This is a genomic window from Legionella moravica DSM 19234, from assembly GCF_000423305.1.
GTDB lineage: Bacteria > Pseudomonadota > Gammaproteobacteria > Legionellales > Legionellaceae > Legionella > Legionella moravica.
Window position 1 is genome coordinate 24,438 of sequence record NZ_AUHS01000014.1, and the last position, 19,308, is coordinate 43,745.

A 19,308-nucleotide genomic window follows, 5' to 3' on the forward strand; every position below is an offset into this window, starting at 1 on the left:
AACTCATAAAGGTACTTAATGCTGCGTATCAGATTAGGAAGCCCTATTGTCAGACGTTATAAAGACAGAGGGGTCGTATATCGCCCTGATTTCATAATTTATGACATTGATGAGGCAGAATATTGGACTTTTTGGAAGAATATAAAAAAACACCCTATAAGCCAGTTATACACTGATGGAATACAGGTGTTTCGAGTCAATTGGTTACAGTCTTTATTTCAGACCATTAAAGGTTGGCTGGGTTTTGAAAATCATTGCCAGGCAAATAAAGTAGAAATGACTCTGGCCAAGATTGCCTACCAGGGTTATCTGAAAGGCTTTCACACAAAGAATCAATTTAACTTTGATCCTCCCATCCTGTCTGAACGATTTGAATCATTACTGAATACACGAAGAGAGAACAAAAATTCGGCAGAGTTGCAGGAACTGCTCTTAAGTTATTACATCACTCACTCAGATCAAATCACTCGATGGGGTTCACCTCTCCATGCAGATCACTCCTTTGGCCAAACATTTACCAGCTTTATGAACGATGAGTTGTACCAGTTAGTTCCTGGTATTGATGCTCAGGATGAACATGTGATTTCTAGTGCAATCAATGGATTACATGATCGCCATCAACGTCTTACAATCAGGGAGTGCTTAACCGATAGTCGTTTTGCAGAATATTATGCAACCTATCTGGTGACTCAAGAGCATTATATTGATGCATTAAACTGGCACAAAGACATCAAATATCAATTTCCAGAACAGTATATTAACTTCTATTTATCTACAAAACACACCACATATAACGCCTTACACAACGCAATTGAACTCCTGAACATTTTGTTTCTGTCACCACAAAGTGAAGATAAAAATAAATCAGTAGCTTACATTAAAGATTATTTAAATCCTTCCGAGCAGTTAACTCATCTGGAACCTGATTCCGAATTAAGACGGTCTGTAGCCCAATCCTATTTGGGGGATGCTAAAAAAGAAAAAAGCAGATCTCCCATCACCAGATTACTGTTCGGAACACATTTTATAAACCACTTGGCACAGGCAATGAAACTTGCACCGGATATCCTGGATCAAGATAATTCAATGCAGGAAATTATTTTAAAGGAAGAATGGAATACCTATCTGTTTAATGAAGCCATTAAAGATCGAAACTTCAAAGAGGCAAGAAGATTATTCGAGTCTCATGACACGATTACATTCGATAAAAATAATCTGAATCGATTAAAAAATTATTTACTATCCGAATTGACAGAAAATCAGGAAAGAGTCAGAGCAGAATTAGACCTGATGAATTTTCCTGCGGCAAAAGCAGCAGCCCAAAAATCCGTTCATCTTGCTAAGCAAATAGCCCGAATCACCCCCCAGGATAACCCATTAGTCGCTGTAACGATTGACTATGCAGGCACTCTGATTGAAATCGATAAAAAAATGCATCCTGATGTTCAAGATGCAAATCTCGATTCACTAAATGAAGCTCAAAAAATATTAATGAACTGCAATTTATCGAAAGATGTACCTCAGCATAAGCAACGATTTAATGAGCTGTTACTCCGTAAAATTGGCTGCCTGATTGAAAAAATCCGGGTACCCATCAATTTTAATGATACAGCATCTGTTCGCAGGGAATTCCTTCCCACCATTCAGCAAGAGCTCCGGTTATTGCATAAAAACCTCTCTTTATTCATTAAGCGTAATGAACAGAAACCCCAAAAAGAGATTAGAGCTGTTCTGGGTAAAATCTGTTATATCAAGGGAGATCTCTTCCATTTTTATACTCGCAGCAGTCAGGATGCTCTTCCCTACTTTAAAAAAGCGGCAGAGTTCATGCCAGAAAATCCTTACTATCGTTTACGCTATTATGAACTAGCTAACGATGAAAGACGTCACGCTGTTCGGGATGAAATAGAGAATATGGCTTTTTTAAATACTGAAAAATACAGTATGTGGATGGAAGAACGATGGCATGATAAACGCGTCATGTCAGAAGGATTTGATATCCATAACATAGAAGCAGAAGATCAGAATGTGTTATCACGATTAGGACGTTTATTTACATCTTGATTGCACGCGGTTATTGGACACAATCAGTGTCCATAATTCATCTAGGCATTTTAATTGGCTTGCTGTATGATTGCCCATCAATAAACCAAAAACCATGATAATGAAAATAAGCCGATTAAGAACCGCCTGGATAGTCATTACGTTATTTTTTTACACAACAGTAGTGAGTCTGCGTTCTATATTTAAATACTACTTCAGCACACCAACGCGCCCCTGGGTAGATAAAACCATTCATCATTGGATAGATCAGTTATTAAATAAAGTAAAAGTAGATTACAAGGTCATCAATCACTTTAATGTACAACCCAACGCTGGAGAAGCAACTATTCTGATGTGCAATCACTCCAGTGCGTACGACATCCCTCTGGGGTTCAAAGCCTTTCCTAACAGCTCCATCCGTATGCTGGCCAAAAAAGAATTGTCCAGGATTCCCTTGCTCGGGAAAGGAATGAAAGCCGCTGAATTTCCTTTTGTCGATAGAAAAAACAGATATCAGGCGATTAAAGATCTGGCCTATGCACAACAACTCATGGAAAGTGGAATTATAATCTGGATTGCTCCTGAGGGAACACGCTCAAAAGACGGCAAACTGGCTCCGTTTAAAAAAGGGGCGTTCATTACTGCCATACAAGCAAAAGCGACGATAATCCCTATTGGCATCAGAGGCGCTTTTGATATTCTACCAGCCCGCTCATTTCAGATTAATCTGAATCAGAAAGCAGAAATTCATATCGGAAAACCTATCAAGGCTTCAGATTTTAGCATTGAGAATAAAGACGAACTAATTCAACAAACCTACCTTGCTATTCAAGAGCTGATCGGAGAAAAAGCAAATTAGTAGTTCACGCCATAACCTTTGGGAGTAGTTGCGACTTTCGCTGATAAACCAATGCCTCTGGGATCCGATGCGGCAATCAAAACATTTTTTTCTTTATCCCAGGTAATCGCTTGCATATCACCATAATTTTGATCCAGCGGTTTTAATTGATAGCCCATTGCCTTCAAACCTTCCTGGATAACTTTCGGGAACGTTTCCGGCTCAAATTGAACCAAATCAGGTAAATATTGATGATGAAAACGCATCGCGGAAACCATACTAATCGCCCCATATCCATCGTTAAACAGTAATGAGGCAATTAATACCATAGTAGGGATTCTACTTCCGCCAGGAGTACCTAAAATAGCAACACGTCCTGGTAATTCAAGAAATGTAGGTGTCATGTTGGATAAGGGTTTTTTACCAGGCATGATGTCGTTTTTATCGCTGCCCACAATCCCAAAAACATTTTCAACTCCTGTTTTAGTTGAAAAATCATCCATTTCATCATTAAGCAACACTCCCGTTCCTTCAGCAACCACACTGGAACCAAAAATAAAATTCACGGTCATTGTTGCTGCAACACGGTTGCCTTCAGCATCGATAATAGAGAAATGAGTGGTCGTTGTATTTGACTGCGATGGGGTTTCTCCTTTTAATGCTTTGCTCGATATCGGCTTATCAGGTGAAATTAAAGTACTTAATGACTTCGCATTTTCAGCGCCGATTAATTTATCGACAGGAATGGTTACAAAATCCGGATCCCCTAAAAACTGATCTCGTTGCCAATAGGCCAATCGCATTGCTTCAACAACATAATGTATCCACTGGATTTTGGTGTAGGTCGCCAAGGGAAAATGGGATAAAACATTGAGCATGGTTAATAATGCAACGCCTCCTGCTGATGGCGGAGGGGCCGTAATAATGAGCATATTATGATAGGCGCCCACTAAAGGCTCTCTTACTTTTATTTGATATTGAGCCAAGTCCTCAAGAGTCCAGATTCCCCCTGCGGCATTAACGCCCTTAACCAATCGCTGTGCCGTTTCTCCTTGATAAAATCCCTTTTCGCCATGCTCTGCTATAAGTTTTAGTGTATTGGCCAAATCAGTTTGCACCAGCTTGTCGCCAAGAGCATAAGGTTGACCGTTCTTTAAGAAAATAGCGGCACTCGCTGGATATTTTTTTAATTGATCCATGCGATCAAACATCGTTGAGAACTGGATAAATTGCTCATCAACGGGAAATCCTTCTTTAGCTAATTTAATAGCAGGTGCCAATGTTTGACTTAGTGGAAGGCGCCCAAAATTCCTGGCGATATAAACCATGGCAGCAGGCTCACCTGGTATTGCTGCTGAGAGCCCCCCATTTAATGATAAGCCAGGTTTAACATTGCCATTATGATCCAGAAACATATTCTTTGACGCGGCTCTTGGAGCAACTTCTCGACCATCGATAAACAGATTTTTATGAGTACGTTCCTGATGTAATAACCAGAATCCACCGCCACCTAGACCTGAATGATAAGGCTCGACCACCGCCAAAGCTGCAGTCACTGCAACAGCGGCATCGAACGCATTTCCGCCTGCAGCCAGAATCTCCAGACCAGCGTTAGTGGCTAAAGGATGAGCGCTGGCTACCGCATAACCAGGTGGTTGAGTGACTAAGGTATTGGAGGATACGGGTGTTGCACTAAAAATTAAAAGAAGTAAGCCATTAAAATATTTAGATCGGAGTTTCATTACGCCTCTTATTTAATTCTTTAACGACGCCGGGAGGCACAAATTGAGACACGTCACCATTTAAGGCAGCGATTTCTCGTACCAAAGTTGATGAAATAAACATCAAATTTTCAGAAGGGGTTAAAAATAAAGTCTCCACCTCTTTAGAAAGCTTTCTATTCATACCGGCCAATTGAAATTCATATTCAAAATCAGATACAGCACGTAAACCGCGTAAAATAATTCCAGCGTTTTGTTCAAGAACAAAATCAATTAACAAACTATCAAAGCCTACGACTTGAACACCAGATAAATGGCCAACAGCTTCCTCCAATAACCGAATTCGTGTTTCAAGAGCCAGGTAAGGACGTTTCGTTTTATTGCTGGCCACTGCTACTGTAAGTTCAGGAAAAATACGTGCGGCACGAGAAATTATATCAATGTGGCCATTAGTTACAGGATCAAATGTGCCGGGGTATATTGCTTTTTGTTTCATATTTTTTTACACCGATTGCATATAAATGCAGTCTAGCGTATTGTTAATTGAAAAACTATAGAAATGGAATTGAGGTGAGCAATGAATGCATTAAAACGTTGTGCGATTGTGTCTATTTGTTTACTGACCGCATGCGCCCCCCCACGTCCTGCTGAAGAACTGCCAACAAATAAAGTGATTCCTCTTGCAGAGCGTAAAGCAGAAACCGCAACCGTTTCTTCCTGGGACATCAAAGGTGCTTTAGCGGCCAAAAGCAAAACAAAAGGATGGTCAGCAACCATGAATTGGGTACAGCATGGACCAGGATCATACCAGATTCGATTAATGGGACCTTTAGGCGGTGGTACGGTGCTGATTAACAAAAATGGCAGCACAGTTACCTTCCAGGATGGACCTAAAACATCAAGCTCCAGCAATGCAGATGAATTACTCCTGAAACAAACTGGAATTCGTCTACCAGTAAATAACCTGTACTACTGGGTTAGAGGACTACCTGCTCCTGGAGGGATTCAATCTGAGAAACATGACCAATACAATCACCTGGTTCAATTAAGACAAAGTGGATACACCATTGATTTTACGAAATATACTTCTGTGAAAGGCATTGATCTGCCCAGCATGATACGCCTGGAAGGAAATGGTGTTATGATTAAAGTTGTAATAAAAAACTGGACTGTAACAGCATAAAATTTTTAATTACCCGCAAAGAACAATCTACTTTGTGGGTAACTATCGGTCAGTACGACACATAAATGCTGCGATAAACAGCTTAAAAAGTCACTTGAATTCAAATTTAATAAATTATTTGCTTTCTGAAGTTGACATCATTGAAAAACCACTGCAAAATACGCAGCACATTGCAGGGATGATAACAGTTACAAATTATCTCATGGATGATGTGAGAATCTACAAATTTTAGGGGTGTCGCCAAGCGGTAAGGCACAGGGTTTTGATCCCTGCATACCTAGGTTCGAATCCTAGCACCCCTGCCACTTTCTTGTTGATTCAACCTAGAATAAGAAGTTGAATCTAGGTACAAGTAAACAGACGGCAGAAGATACCCTGGAAGGATGCGTACTTCGTATCGCTCAAATAATAATAATATCTTTCTGGCTGTCTTCTGCTATGTGTTTAAGTTAAGCGATTAACCTAAATCTAAGGCTTTTTACACATGTCCACAATGATGATTTTTACCGGGAATGCTAACCCTGAATTGGCGCTTAAAATCTCTTCCCATTTGCAAATACCTATTGGTCAAGCGACGGTTGGTACGTTTAGCGATGGTGAAACCATGGTCGAAATATTAGAAAATGTCCGTGGCAAAGATGTCTTTGTTCTGCAATCAACCTGCGCGCCATCCAATAATAATCTCATGGAACTGCTGACTATGGCAGATGCCCTGAGACGCTCTTCAGCTGGTCGTATTACTGCGGTAGTTCCTTATTTTGGTTACGCCCGCCAGGACAGACGAGTTCGTTCCGCACGCGTTCCAATTACAGCAAAGGTCGTTGCGGACATGATGGCATCGGTAGGAATATGTCGTGTCCTCACGGTTGATTTACATGCCGATCAAATTCAAGGCTTCTTCTACATGCCAGTTGATAACGTCTACTCAACACCCATACTGATTGAAGACATAACAAAACAAAACCTGAATAATATCATGATTGTCTCGCCTGATGTTGGTGGTGTTGTAAGAGCAAGAGCTGTCGCTAAAAGACTTGATGATGCGGAATTATCCATCATAGATAAACGCCGAAGCGGTCCCAATAAATCAGAAGTAATGCATATTATTGGTGAACCAGCGGGTAAAAACTGCATCATCGTAGACGATATTGTGGATACTGCTGGAACCTTGTGCTCCGCTGCACATGAACTCAAAAAGAATGGAGCTCAAAGCGTTCGAGCATATATTACGCATCCAGTATTGTCTGGCCCTGCAGTGAAAAATATTCGCCATTCCTGTCTTGATGAAGTGGTTGTAACAGACACCATTCCATTATCATCCGAAGCTCAAAGTTGTGAAAAAATTCGCGTTGTCAGCCTTGCTGATATGCTAGCGCAAGCGATAAAACGAGTGAATGTGGAAGAGTCCGTCAGCTCAATGTTTGCAGAATAAACAGATCAAATTTAATAGTATCCCGTAAATGACTGCGATCAGTTATGGGATACTGAATTTCTAGAGTGATCTACTACAAATTAAAACATTTAATCGAAGACAATGTTGTGGATCGAAACATCAGATCACAAATAATCTAACAGCATACACAGTTCCGCTCCCTAGCCATGCACAATATTGAATTCTGTCTTCGCGAAAGTGTGAAGCACAGAAAGGCTAATTCAACATAATGAATAATGATATTCCGCTTTAACAGAAAGCTACTACACGTTTCATTTCAAGCGATGCACTGCGAACCCATTTGATGAGTCCTGTTTTCTTTCTTCTTAATCAACATCAGTGAAATAACTGACATAACAGCGACTGCTATCAAATAAACAGCGGGGATTGTTGCAATGCCGCTATAATAAATCAGAGATAATGAGATAAATGGTGTTAACCCCCCAAATAAAGCGAAGCCAAGATTGTAACTCACTGCTATTCCACTGTATCGAATAGTCGTAGGAAATAGTTCACTCAGTAATCTAGGAATTATTCCCGCTGATATACCGAGTAAAAATGCACTTGCCAGAAAGGCCAATAGGTACAATTGAGTACAATAGACATAAATGAAAAATATTGGATAGGCGCATAATGCCGTCAGGATTCCAAGAGCCATTACTAATTTTCTTACCGGTATACGATCGGTTAAATAACCAAAAAATACACTCATGGCTGAACCCATCGCAATAGCTAAAGTGCGTTCCCAAACAAACGAATCGGCAGGCAAATGAAGTACTTTTGTGAAATAAGCAGGAATAAATAAAAATAACGAAGTCACGATAACCGCGCACATTGCTGCCAAAAATGTACCGGCAAGAACCATAATAAACTGCTCTTTAAATACTGTAATGATAGGAAATTTTTCAATTGTATTCTCAATTTCTAAAAATTGTGCTGATTCATGCAGATCTTTACGCAATAAATAACTCAACAACCCAAAAATACCACCAAGAACAAAGGGAACTCTCCACCCAAATAACTGCATTTGCTCACTAGAAAATAACGAAATAGTCGATGCGTGTACTAATGATCCCAGGACAATACCTAAAGTTAATGCGCCAAAGATAACGCCACAAGCAAAACCTTTATTTTGAGTATATGATTCACTGACATAAGTTATTGCACCAGGTATTTCCCCGCCAATCGAGATCCCCTGAATGATCCTAAGGCTGATAATAGCCAGCGGAGCAATTATTCCAATTCGCTCATACGATGGGATCAATCCTATGCCCAAAGTAGCTAGAGCCATCATCAGGATGGATATGGTGAAAGCTACCTTTCTTCCGATACGATCGCCAAAATGACCGAAAATCACGCCCCCAAGGGGTCTTGCCAAATAGCCTATGGCAAATGTGGCAAATGTGATTAACAGGCTGACAAGCTCATTAGTCGCAGGAAAAAAGGCATTTGAAATATAACTCGCAAATAATGCAAAGATAATAAAATCATAAAACTCTAAAACGCCACCTAAGCTGGATAGTATTAATAATCGATTCTGATCGTTTTGCATTACTTTTTCCTTAAAATAACTCATTCATCATCCAGGATCTCAAAAGATATCCGCACCTGAATAATATTGACCATTTGAGATAGCAGAAAACAGAATTAAATGACACATATTGTTCTTCATTATCTCTTAGAGCCAACCTTGGATGGAGACTTAGGAGAGGATCAGTGTTCCAGAAACAAAAAAGGGAGCCAAGCTCCCTATTTTGTATTCAAATGATTTTAATCACGAGTTCCAACATATTTATCATCAAAATATCGTCGTAATTTTGTTCTTAATGTTCCACGACTAATGCCCAGCATGATAGCAGCACGGGACTGATTGTACTTACAGTGTTCCATAACTGCGCGAAATAGAGGGGTCTCAATTTCTTCAAGTACAAACTGGTATAAGTCAACAGGATCAGTTCCCTTAAGCTCTGAAAAATATTTTTGTACTGAGTGAGTTACGCTCTCGGCTAGTGAAGCAGTGGTATCCCCTGCATCATTACTGATTGTTGTCATTATTATTAGCTCCTCCTTTTAAAAGCAGTATATTACCGAAATGAGCAATTCGAGACAAGGGCAGAACATTAAAAACTGTATTAAAATTCAATATTTAATGTGTCTGCCATCAACAATTGCTTTTTCAAAAAATCCTTTCTAACTATAAAACGGGATAAGCTTTAGTAAAAAGCTTATCCAGTACTAGGGTCTGTTAACAATTCAAGTTTCGACGTCCCGCGACTTGTTCGCGGGATCCAATTCACTCTTTATAGGCGCAATATATTCTTGTTTTGCGCAAGACCTATTGATTCCGCGAACAAGTCGCGGAAAGTAGGCTCGAATATAATGAAATGCCAATAGCCCCTAATCAGGTTTTAAAATTTTAACATTGATGGGTCAAATGGCTTGCCATTTACTGTGACTTTACCCTGATCCAGACTTACTTCAACAACATAATCAGAGCCATCTACTGTAATCAACCCGGATTGCTCAAGAGATGAAATTTGCTTCTCAGTCTGCATCGCAGCCAATTGCTCTGGTGTTGGAGCTGCTGAACTGGTCTGAGGATTGTTGCTTTGCAGTTGCTGAATCAGCGCTTGTTGCATTTCAGGCTGATTTGCCATTTGTTGCATTATTGATTGTTGCATTAACATTTTGACTACAGCAGTTGGAACTCTTAATTTAGCATTCCCTTGAACTTTCTGAATCAATTCAAAAGGATTGGTACTTTCACCTTTAGGTAGAGTAACGAGCATGCTGCCTTCAACAGTACCCTCTGGTAATTTGAGGCTTAATGTTGATATTTCAAACTCAGCTCCCTTAGTGAATAATTTAGGTAATTCTGGAAGCATAGCCATCATCGCCTGTTGACGCTCAGCATCTGTTCCATTTTGCATTGCTGTTGCCTGCTGATTAATACGGGCAAGAACATCTGCATCCAGATTACGTAAAGACACTTCAAGCTGTCCTGGACCATAAGACTTTCCATTAGCGAATAGAGACTTTATCTCAGCGCTAAAATGAGTGCTAAAGAGACTATCTTCTATATCACTGCTAGAACTCAACGAAAGCTCATTTATTTCAAACATTTTTTGATCTTTAACAACGACATCAAAAGCTGGCAAGGAAAAACTGGCTTCGCCCAGGTACAATCCAGCAGGAGTTTGATGTAAATCAAATTCACTGGTTACTTTGCCCAATGTGACTTTAGTATCATCTTTGGATATTTTCAAACCAGAGACAACAATATTGCCATCTATTTTATTCAAATTTGAAGACATTGCGGTGGTACTTTCCATACCCATCCAATCAAAATTACCGGTTCCATCTTTTGAAATTAATTTGAAAGACGGTAAAGCCAATTCAACCGTACTATGGTTTAAGTAGTTTACAAATATACTTAAATCCAACTGAGGTTTAATTGAATCTTTAGAAAACATCTCATCAAATTGTTTATTGTATTGCTCAGGAAAGGGAAATACGGTTTCAGCATAACCCATACCAAATCGTAAACTTTTATTAGCAAGAATAAATGGGCCGTGGTGAATAACAAGCGGCATATCCATTTGATAGTCTTGAGCTGCAACTGTTTGGGATTTACCGTCAGCATCTTTAACAACGCGCTCTGGAACATGCAAACGCCATTTTATTTTGGCATCAGAACTAAACCAGCCTCTATTGTATTGCTCAATATCAGCTAAAAGTCCGTTAGATTGATTAATTACTTGTACGTTGTTCTTAATGGTTCTTTCTGTAAGAACTCCCATGCCATAATATCCGCCCAGGACTAAAACAGCCAGGATAATTATTAATCCTGTAAGTTTTTTCATTATTATCTCCATGTGATTAGTTTGCGACCAGCGTTACTTTATTGCAGCAAAGCGCTGGGCAAAGTATAGCAGTAAATAATATAAGAGTGCGACAATCTGTTAAAAGAAGATTGAAACTTATCGAAAAAAGTGAGATTAAATCTCACCTTCAGGTTTTTTATATACAGAAATGAGAATATAAATTACGTGTTCTATCGAGAAATTTTACCTATCCACTACAAACCTGATTGAATTACCAACCAGACTTTCCGTGAACTATAAATCATTTTCGACCTCAACGTCGCTCGACGTTAAAAACCCTTGAATCAATTATCAGCAGACTCAAAGGAGCTGAAAAGTAACCTTCGTTTTTATCGTACCGGCTTACAATAGGTTTCCTTAATTGTAAAGGCTAAAATTAACGCGACTAATGAGCATAAGGGTAATAATTTCAGGCCGGCTTGAAAATCAGAAAGCAACAAAGATTCTACATTGTACGCTCTTGAGCCGGATACCATATCCACTAATCTACCTACCAAAGGCTGCAACAGAGCGCCAACAAAGATTGATGTCATATTGGTAAATGCTATAGAAGTTCCTACTACATTTCTATCATGTAACTCAGTAGATACTGCATAAGCAATGGCGACACCCGTGTTAGTTAATCCGAAAGCAAAAAATAACAGATAGGCTGTAGTTTGATTCATTGATGGGTAGAAAACAAACAGGGTTGTAAAAATAACCCCAAATACAGCTGAAAGAATCATTAAAGGCTTACGCCGTCCCATTTTGTCTGATAACCAACCGGATAAAGGTCCGCTTATACCCCATCCAATGAAAATCAGGCCCGTTGCGAAAGCTGCGGCATGTGCGCCCAATCCACGACCAAACTGGAGATAAGCGGGACCAATCGCTTCTCCTATTACTGCCGTGGGGCCAAACAAAAATCCTGCATACAGGGCATTTAACCAGGTTTGACGGCTCGAAAGGATGATTTTTAAACTTTGTAAGATGCTGATTCTATTCACTTTTTGCACTTCATGCCTTTGAGATCCGGGCCTATCCTGCACAAACTGATACAGCAAACCTGCCAAGGCGATAAATAGAAAGGCAATAATTAACATGCTGTGCCGCCAACCTACATTACTCACCAGAAAAGAAACAGGAGCTTCACCAGCGGCAGCCCCAAGCATACCTAGAGATTGAGTCAAACCAGCCAATAATCCCAGCATAGTAGGAGGAAACCATGAAGTTGCCAAACGCAGAGAGCAGACAAAAGCAAAAGCAGCACTGAAGCCAATGAGCATTCTACCTATTGATGCCATCATTAATCCGTCTGCAAGGCCAAAGACACAGCATCCAAAAGCAGTTACCAACGACATTATAGTTAATAGCCATCGGATACTTAACCTATCCACAGTTAGTCCAACGGGAATCTGCATAAAAATGTAGGGTATGTAAAAAGATGCGGTCAATATGCCAAAACCGGCTTCATTGATCCCAAAATCGATCTGCAAATAGCGATGCATTACACCGGGAGCAACTCGTGCTAGATAATCAGAAAAATAAAAAGCAGCTGCCAAGCCCCAAACTAACCATGCAAACCCCAAATAGTTTTTACGGTTATACATTTCTACTTTTGATGCATTCATTTTGTTCATAAGCTCTCTACTTATAACAGTCCAGTCCAATTTCCAATGGGCTTAAGTCATTTCAGACTGTCTTCATTGAAGTAGCCGGCTGGAGATACTCTTCCTGATGCCCGTGAGGGCTAGCCAAAAATCTGATTATTACCCTGGTAAATCAGGGTTTGAATGGTTCATCTTGTTTGAATACAAGACACACAAATGCCGTAATTATTTAAATAATGGGCAATTAATTAACAAAAACAAAGGTACATTATACTGTTGTTGTCAGTTATTTCAACACATAGTTGGATTTCATTTTATTGTTATTAGCGATAGAAACCAGACTCAGGTATAATCGTTTCTTTTTTATGAAATTTACAATGAACAGTCTGATTTTGGCAGTTAAAGAGGCGATCCACAGTTCCGGGAATATGAAAGAAGCAAATAAAGCCTATCTCGAATTTATAAAAGCAAATTTTATTATACCTGTAGAGTATGACTCAAAAGACGAAAGCCCGGTAGTCTTGTTTCTGGAAGAAAATAACCAGATTTTTCTTCCTGTATTCACTGAAATGATCTATCTGGATGCCTGGGCAGCCGAAATAAGTACACGCATCAAATTGCTCAAACTTTCAGGAGTCGACTTACTCAAAGGTCTCGGTGAAAATGTGATCGTTTGCCTTGATATAGGAAGCGAACATTATAAAGAATTTATTCCTGCTGAAACTGCACGAATGAGATCGATGATTCTAAAATTATTTAAAGATTAAATCCATTTCACCGCGATTAGGGTCTGACTCTTAGTCACAATTATGAAATCTTGGAGAAAAGTCAGATTTGCGTGCAGGTTGAGCGAAAACCATTCTGAAAAAGCGCAGCATAGATGGCTATGTGAGCATTTTTCAGAATGGTTTTCGCTCAAGATGCACCAAATATGGCTTTTCAGTGAATTGTGCACAAGAGACAGTGATTAGGGTCTGATGACAATTGAACAAGTCAGTAGTCAGCAGGCCTCAAATAAACAACCTAGGCATAGGTAAAGGGATTATTAATCCTGAATAGGTTTTTTTTTGTCAGTCCTTATCCAATTGAAGAAGCACTAAGTCATGCTCTTCAATTGAATGCGATTCATTATGCTACCAGTTCAAGCAATTGGTATCCAACTATGGCTGAAGCAGCTATCGCACCACTAATTTCAAAGACTAAAGACATAAAACTGTGTTTGTGGCAATACTGTTGATCATTTGCAGCAATTTCTTTATCTAGAAGAGTTTCTTCATTATCCAGGCTACTCATATCAAATAAAGGTTTTTCCCCATAAGTACCGGCCCACCAACCTTCCAGCCATTGTTCTGCTTCCTGAGAGCCTTCACGGAAAGGATTATCTTCCTCTTCGACTTCTGAAAGTGCACATTCATAACCAAAGATATAACACTCTTCATAACTTGGATGTTCAATGTTAAATCGTAATTTAATATGTGGTAATAAGGCTGTTGTGTCGTTCATAATAATCCCCTAGCTATGTATCTGATATACAGTGACCTATATTCAACTGACTCTACTCCTGGTTGTTTACATTAAAACTATGTGAGTATTTCACATGCACTACGAACATGAAATCATCACACTTAAATCAATTTTACGTCTTCTTAAAACCCCATGCTTTCACAGGTAAATTATTTACATATTCTTGACAATATTCTTTTTATTCTGGAAATTAAAAATCAACGATAACCATTTTTATTCTTTGATTTTCTATATAATAAGCAACTATCAGGCCAACTTTCTAACCTGTTGTTTATTTTGGCATTATGGCAAATTTACTTTCCAAATCATCCGAATAACCCCTTATAAAGACTAATGGAAGACACTGATTTATTGGACCTGAGAACACTACCTGGTCCCCACTTTTACCCCAGACTGTTAGAACGATTCCAAAATGTTCCGGAAGATCCGGCAAAACCCTGGATCTGTTGCCAATTGCTTACCTTACCCAAATGATGCGCTTTAGGTGCGGAACGTTAAGTGTGGGTTGGGCCTTGGCCCAACAATTCCATAATGCACAATAATAATAATTGATTTATGATTAATATAGCTTGCTCTGGCGCATCAAATACATTTGGTTCGTAAGGAAAACTAGATGGATTTTGTCGGGCCAAGGCCCAACCTACTCTAACAATATGTTGATATTAAGTAGCCTGGTTGCAAGCAAACAGACTACATTTATAATTCCGTGTTCAAAGCCTGATCGAGCTTAACTCAAAATTTCCAGCCTCCGGCAATTTCTGCCGGTTAGGGGGCAAGCCTTCTCAGCACCCATTGAGCTCCGTCTCGATAATAGTGGATTCGGTCGTGTAATCGATTGTCACGTCCTTGCCAAAATTCAATTTCATCTGGAAGTATCATATAGCCCCCCCAATTTTCAGGCCTGAGTACCGGATCTTGCCCATGCTGTTGAATTAAGTCATTCAATGCCGTTTCTAGCGAGGCTCTACTCTGAATTTCCTGACTTTGAGGAGATACTATAGCGCTAAACTGGCTTTTAATAGGCCGTGAAGAAAAATATGCATCAGACTGCTCGCTGCTCACCTTCTTAACTCGTCCTCGAATACGAACCTGTCTTGCCATTTGAGGCCAATAAAAATTAAGCGCGGCATAAGGTTTTTTGTTCAATTGCATGGCTTTTGCACTTTGATAATTCGTGTAAAAAACAAAATTTCCATCCTCCAATCCCTTCAATAAAACTACTCGAGTATCTGGATATCCGTTCTCATCAACAGTTGCCAGTATCATTGCCGTAGGATCATTTTTTTCATTTTGTAACACTTCTTCAAACCAAAGTTTAAATTGAGCGATAGGATCATGTTGAGCAGACTCTTCACTCAAACTTAATTCACCATAATCTCGTCTTATATCCGCAAGACTTCTAAAATTACTCATAGCACACCATTCCAAATGAAGATTGGTTTCAATTATACGCTTGGGAATCACTATTTTGCGAGAGGAGAAAAGGAGAAAAGATCACGCTGCTTTTATGTAAAGACCCCATACTAATAATACCTGTTGAGCCGTTACCCGATTTATAGCCTGGACATTTAGAGAGGTTGGTAGCAGCCGAATATCCAGCTGCTACCCAAGGTGTTTACCAACCAGTTACTTCGGCAATTGCATCACCCAAGTCAGCAGGAGAACGTACAGTTCTTACTCCAGCAGCTTCAAGCGCTGCATATTTTTCTGCGGCTGTACCTTTACCACCAGATATAATGGCACCAGCATGCCCCATACGCTTACCGGCAGGAGCTGTCACTCCTGCAATGTAAGAAACAACAGGCTTACGGACATGAGCTTTGATGTATTCAGCTGCTTCTTCTTCAGCAGATCCACCAATTTCACCTACCATGATGATTGCCTCTGTTTGTGGATCCTGTTCAAAAAGAGCCAAGGCATCGATAAAATTAGTTCCGGGAATGGGATCTCCACCTATACCAATACAGGTACTTTGGCCAAAACCCTTGTCTGTAGTTTGTTTTACTGCTTCATAAGTCAAAGTCCCGGAGCGTGAAACAATTCCAACTTTACCTGGCAAATGTATTGATCCCGGCATAATTCCAATTTTACATTCTCCAGGTGTGATTATCCCTGGGCAGTTTGGTCCAATCAAACGGGCATCGGTGTTATTTTCCAAATAAACTTTTACCTGAAGCATATCCAGTACAGGAACACCTTCGGTAATGCAGACGATCAGTTTAATGCCGGCATCAGCAGCTTCCAGGATCGAATCTTTGCAAAATGGCGCTGGAACGTAAATAACACTAGCATCAGCTCCAGTTACTTCAACTGCTTCTCGCATAGTATTAAATACAGGTAATCCCAAATGAAGCTGCCCACCTTTTCCTGGTGTTACACCTCCAACCATTTTCGTACCGTACGCTAAAGCCTGCTCGGAATGATAAGTTCCTTGTTTGCCCGTGAACCCCTGGCACAATACTTTGGTTTGCTTATTAACTAAAACACTCATTGTTAACCTCGTAATTTTTTGTTGTTGCCCAATCAATAAGACTGGTTAATCTTTGTTACAATCAGTCGTTCATTTTGAATAATGAATCCACATTCAGTTCTATTGATCCAGCAACTCTAAATTGTCTATTTATCTCAATAAAAATTATGTTATTACGCCACAGCCGCGACTATTTTCTTGGCCGCATCGGTCAAACTTGTCGCTGCAATAACATTCAGATCACTCTTATTTAAAATATCTGCACCCAATTGAGCATTATTACCTTCGAGTCGGACAACTACAGGGATTTTCACATCCACTTCTTTCACGGCAGCAAGAATTCCATCCGCAATCAGATCGCAACGAACAATACCACCAAAGATATTAACCAATATCCCTTTGACGTGCTCATCAGATAAAATGATTTTCAGCGCTTCACTAACACGTTCCTTAGTTGCGCCGCCGCCAACATCAAGGAAATTTGCAGGCTCGCCGCCATGCAATTTAATAACATCCATGGTTGCCATAGCTAATCCAGCACCGTTCACCATGCAACCAATCGATCCATCTAAAGGAATGTAATTTAACTCCCAGTCGCTGGCACGATTTTCTCGTTCATCTTCCTGAGTTGTATCCCGCATGCCTTTCAATTTAGGTTGACGGTATAAAGCATTACCATCAATATTAATTTTGCCATCCAAACAGATTAACTGCCCTGTTTTGGTGACAACTAATGGATTGATCTCAAGCAAACTTAAATCGCACTCGACAAACATTTTACCTAATCCCATCATCAGGTGGGTAAATTGTTTAATTTGGTCGTCTTCCAAACCTAATTTAAACGCTGTGTCGCGGCATTGGAACGGCATCACTCCGACTAAAGGATCGACAATAACCTTGAATATTTTTTCAGGTGTCTCTTCAGCTACTTTTTCAATCTCAACACCACCCTCAGTAGAAGCCATAATCACAACACGACGAGTCGCTCTATCGACTACAGCACCAAGATACAGCTCTCTGGCGATATCGCAGGTTTCTTCAACTAATACTGAATTTACTGGCTGACCTTTAGCATCTGTCTGATAAGTCACCAAATGAGTTCCCAATAATGACTTCGCTACTGCTGCAAGCTCTTCTTTAGTGGAAACCAGTTTTACACCTCCGGCTTTACCTCGTCCGCCAGCATGAACCTGGGCTTTAACAACCCATCTGGGGGTAGATAATTGTGATGCTACCTGCAACGCATCTTCAACATTATAAGCCACTTCACCACGAGGAGTCGGTAAATTATAACTTGCGAATAATTGCTTGGCTTGATATTCATGTAAATTCATAGTGATTACCTTTCTAAAAAAGCAAAACCCGTTAACACGGGTCATGCTGTTAAATGCGCTTGTTAAACATTAAGTAAAAGACGAGCAGGATCTTCCAACAACTCTTTAACACTTACTAAAAACTGTACCGAATCCTTGCCATCAATCAGACGATGATCGTAGGACAACGCAACATACATCATAGGACGAATGACAATTTGTCCTTTTTCTACCACAGGACGGTCTTCAATTTTATGCATACCTAAAATTCCCGTCTGGGGTGGATTGATGATTGGTGTTGCAAGCAATGAGCCGAATACACCACCATTAGTTATAGTAAATGTACCTCCCTGCATCTCTTCCATCGACAATTTACCTTGTCTGGCCTTGGTTGCTGCATCATTAATAGCCAGTTCAATCTCAGCCATACTCATCTGATCAGCATCTCTAATCACTGGAACTACTAATCCTCTTTCAGTAGATACAGCGATTCCTATATCATAAAATCCATGATAAACAACATCCTGACCATCTATAGAAGCATTTACAGCAGGAAATCTCTTCAGAGATTCTACTACTGCTTTAGTAAAAAATGACATGAAACCCAGTTTCACTCCATGCTTCTTCTCAAAATTGTCTTTATATTGAGCACGCATGTCCATAACCGCTTTCAAATTTACTTCGTTAAATGTAGTAAGCATTGCGGCATTATGCTGTGCTTCTAATAAACGCTCGGCAATTTTGGCTCTCAATCGAGTCATAGGAACACGACGTTCTTCGCGAGCCCCCATAGGAGCTGCAACTGCAGGTTGCGCTTTTTTAGGTTCAGCAGCTTGTACCGATTTTCCTCTGTTGGACTCTATGTAAGATAGGACATCCTCTTTAGTTATCCGTCCTTCTTTACCAGTACCTTGAATTTGGCCTGGCTGCAAATCATGTTCCGCCATCATGCGACGAACTACTGGACTGGTCGATTTATCTTCGTGTGCTGCAACAGGTTCTTTTGTTGATGCACTCTCTTCTTTTACTGGAGATACAGCTGCTATGGCGGTACCTGAAGCAATTTTAGCAAGCAGCTCACCTGAACCAACAGTATCACCCACTTGAAACAATATTTCAGTAAGTACGCCATCTGCAGGAGCAGGAACTTCAAGAACGACCTTATCTGTTTCCAGATCCACCAGGTTTTCATCGCGGACTACTTTATCACCCACTTTTTTATGCCATGCAGCTACCGTTGCATCAGCTACAGACTCGGGTAGAACAGGTACTTTGACTTCAATAGACATGGTTATACCTTCTCGTTTTATA

General features: G+C 40.0%; 16 protein-coding genes and 1 tRNA gene. 6 read left to right on the forward strand and 11 right to left on the reverse strand.

Translation table 11 applies throughout. The features are described 5' to 3' along the window. The first annotated feature begins 18 nt into the window (after positions 1 to 18). Both G543_RS16980 and G543_RS0103380 read left to right on the forward strand, forming a co-directional pair. Positions 19 to 2,064, forward strand: coding sequence for a hypothetical protein (locus tag G543_RS16980; protein WP_035921322.1), 2,046 nt, complete (start codon positions 19 to 21; stop codon positions 2,062 to 2,064). Positions 2,065 to 2,164: 100 nt separating this feature from the next. After that, positions 2,165 to 2,902, forward strand: a complete 738-nt coding sequence (locus tag G543_RS0103380; protein ID WP_028383277.1) for a lysophospholipid acyltransferase family protein — start codon at positions 2,165 to 2,167, stop codon at positions 2,900 to 2,902. Here G543_RS0103380 and ggt read toward each other — a convergent pair. After that, positions 2,899 to 4,623, reverse strand: a complete 1,725-nt coding sequence (ggt, locus tag G543_RS0103385) for a gamma-glutamyltransferase (protein ID WP_028383278.1) — start codon at positions 4,621 to 4,623, stop codon at positions 2,899 to 2,901. The genes G543_RS0103380 and ggt overlap by 4 nt on opposite strands. Continuing rightward, positions 4,607 to 5,098: a pantetheine-phosphate adenylyltransferase gene (coaD, locus tag G543_RS0103390; RefSeq protein ID WP_028383279.1), complete on the reverse strand. Its 492-nt coding sequence runs from the start codon at positions 5,096 to 5,098 to the stop codon at positions 4,607 to 4,609. Before coaD ends, ggt begins: the two co-directional genes overlap by 17 nt. A gap of 81 nt (positions 5,099 to 5,179) precedes the next feature. Between coaD and lolB the strand changes: the two genes are divergently transcribed. The 3 genes from lolB (at position 5,180) to G543_RS0103410 (ending at position 7,217) form a co-directional block, all read left to right on the forward strand. Then, a complete protein-coding gene (gene lolB / locus G543_RS0103395; protein WP_028383280.1) occupies positions 5,180 to 5,785 on the forward strand; it encodes a lipoprotein insertase outer membrane protein LolB in 606 nt (201 codons plus the stop codon). 230 nt (positions 5,786 to 6,015) lie between these two features. After that, positions 6,016 to 6,090 (forward strand) — tRNA-Gln (locus G543_RS0103405). Between the two features lie 179 nt (positions 6,091 to 6,269). Then, a complete protein-coding gene (locus G543_RS0103410; RefSeq protein WP_028383281.1) occupies positions 6,270 to 7,217 on the forward strand; it encodes a ribose-phosphate pyrophosphokinase in 948 nt (315 codons plus the stop codon). A gap of 277 nt (positions 7,218 to 7,494) precedes the next feature. Here G543_RS0103410 and G543_RS0103415 read toward each other — a convergent pair whose 3' ends face one another. The 4 genes from G543_RS0103415 to G543_RS0103430 form a co-directional block, all read right to left on the reverse strand. Beyond that, positions 7,495 to 8,793, reverse strand: a complete 1,299-nt coding sequence (locus tag G543_RS0103415; RefSeq protein WP_028383282.1) for an MFS transporter — start codon at positions 8,791 to 8,793, stop codon at positions 7,495 to 7,497. Positions 8,794 to 8,987: 194 nt separating this feature from the next. Continuing rightward, positions 8,988 to 9,269, reverse strand: coding sequence for a helix-turn-helix domain-containing protein (locus G543_RS0103420; RefSeq protein ID WP_018576070.1), 282 nt, complete (start codon positions 9,267 to 9,269; stop codon positions 8,988 to 8,990). A 356-nt stretch (positions 9,270 to 9,625) separates the two neighbouring features. Continuing rightward, a complete protein-coding gene (locus G543_RS0103425) occupies positions 9,626 to 11,080 on the reverse strand; it encodes a YdgA family protein (protein ID WP_028383283.1) in 1,455 nt (484 codons plus the stop codon). A gap of 350 nt (positions 11,081 to 11,430) precedes the next feature. After that, positions 11,431 to 12,711 (reverse strand): MFS transporter, encoded by a 1,281-nt coding sequence (locus G543_RS0103430; RefSeq protein WP_028383284.1) that lies wholly within the window; start codon positions 12,709 to 12,711, stop codon positions 11,431 to 11,433. A gap of 356 nt (positions 12,712 to 13,067) precedes the next feature. Here G543_RS0103430 and G543_RS0103435 point away from each other — a divergent pair, with 356 nt between their 5' ends. Then, positions 13,068 to 13,457, forward strand: coding sequence for an SseB family protein (locus G543_RS0103435; RefSeq protein WP_028383285.1), 390 nt, complete (start codon positions 13,068 to 13,070; stop codon positions 13,455 to 13,457). Between the two features lie 361 nt (positions 13,458 to 13,818). On the opposite strand, the gene G543_RS0103440 is transcribed toward G543_RS0103435, so the two are convergent. The 5 genes from G543_RS0103440 to odhB all read right to left on the reverse strand — a co-directional run bounded on the left by G543_RS0103440 (position 13,819) and on the right by odhB (position 19,286). Continuing rightward, positions 13,819 to 14,193, reverse strand: coding sequence for a hypothetical protein (locus G543_RS0103440; protein ID WP_028383286.1), 375 nt, complete (start codon positions 14,191 to 14,193; stop codon positions 13,819 to 13,821). 786 nt (positions 14,194 to 14,979) lie between these two features. Then, positions 14,980 to 15,627 (reverse strand): pyridoxamine 5'-phosphate oxidase, encoded by a 648-nt coding sequence (gene pdxH / locus G543_RS0103445; RefSeq protein ID WP_028383287.1) that lies wholly within the window; start codon positions 15,625 to 15,627, stop codon positions 14,980 to 14,982. Between the two features lie 202 nt (positions 15,628 to 15,829). Then, on the reverse strand, positions 15,830 to 16,705 hold the full coding sequence (gene sucD, locus G543_RS0103450; RefSeq protein WP_028383288.1) for a succinate--CoA ligase subunit alpha: 876 nt from the start codon (positions 16,703 to 16,705) through the stop codon (positions 15,830 to 15,832). Between the two features lie 152 nt (positions 16,706 to 16,857). Beyond that, complete coding sequence (sucC, locus tag G543_RS0103455) at positions 16,858 to 18,018, reverse strand: ADP-forming succinate--CoA ligase subunit beta (protein WP_028383289.1); 1,161 nt, start codon at positions 18,016 to 18,018, stop codon at positions 16,858 to 16,860. 62 nt (positions 18,019 to 18,080) lie between these two features. After that, on the reverse strand, positions 18,081 to 19,286 hold the full coding sequence (gene odhB / locus G543_RS0103460) for a 2-oxoglutarate dehydrogenase complex dihydrolipoyllysine-residue succinyltransferase (protein WP_028383290.1): 1,206 nt from the start codon (positions 19,284 to 19,286) through the stop codon (positions 18,081 to 18,083). Positions 19,287 to 19,308: the final 22 nt, after the last annotated feature.

Bases quoted from the DNA above. Each gene is read 5' to 3' on its own strand.
- G543_RS16980 (WP_035921322.1), top strand. From the start codon at position 19: ATGCTGCGTATCAGATTAGGAAGCCCTATTGTCAGACGTTATAAAGAC.
- G543_RS0103380 (WP_028383277.1), top strand. From the start codon at position 2,165: ATGAAAATAAGCCGATTAAGAACCGCCTGGATAGTCATTACGTTATTT.
- ggt (WP_028383278.1), bottom strand. From the start codon at position 4,623: ATGAAACTCCGATCTAAATATTTTAATGGCTTACTTCTTTTAATTTTT.
- coaD (WP_028383279.1), bottom strand. From the start codon at position 5,098: ATGAAACAAAAAGCAATATACCCCGGCACATTTGATCCTGTAACTAAT.
- lolB (WP_028383280.1), top strand. From the start codon at position 5,180: ATGAATGCATTAAAACGTTGTGCGATTGTGTCTATTTGTTTACTGACC.
- G543_RS0103410 (WP_028383281.1), top strand. From the start codon at position 6,270: ATGTCCACAATGATGATTTTTACCGGGAATGCTAACCCTGAATTGGCG.
- G543_RS0103415 (WP_028383282.1), bottom strand. From the start codon at position 8,793: ATGAGTTATTTTAAGGAAAAAGTAATGCAAAACGATCAGAATCGATTA.
- G543_RS0103420 (WP_018576070.1), bottom strand. From the start codon at position 9,269: ATGACAACAATCAGTAATGATGCAGGGGATACCACTGCTTCACTAGCC.
- G543_RS0103425 (WP_028383283.1), bottom strand. From the start codon at position 11,080: ATGAAAAAACTTACAGGATTAATAATTATCCTGGCTGTTTTAGTCCTG.
- G543_RS0103430 (WP_028383284.1), bottom strand. From the start codon at position 12,711: ATGAATGCATCAAAAGTAGAAATGTATAACCGTAAAAACTATTTGGGG.
- G543_RS0103435 (WP_028383285.1), top strand. From the start codon at position 13,068: ATGAACAGTCTGATTTTGGCAGTTAAAGAGGCGATCCACAGTTCCGGG.
- G543_RS0103440 (WP_028383286.1), bottom strand. From the start codon at position 14,193: ATGAACGACACAACAGCCTTATTACCACATATTAAATTACGATTTAAC.
- pdxH (WP_028383287.1), bottom strand. From the start codon at position 15,627: ATGAGTAATTTTAGAAGTCTTGCGGATATAAGACGAGATTATGGTGAA.
- sucD (WP_028383288.1), bottom strand. From the start codon at position 16,705: ATGAGTGTTTTAGTTAATAAGCAAACCAAAGTATTGTGCCAGGGGTTC.
- sucC (WP_028383289.1), bottom strand. From the start codon at position 18,018: ATGAATTTACATGAATATCAAGCCAAGCAATTATTCGCAAGTTATAAT.
- odhB (WP_028383290.1), bottom strand. From the start codon at position 19,286: ATGTCTATTGAAGTCAAAGTACCTGTTCTACCCGAGTCTGTAGCTGAT.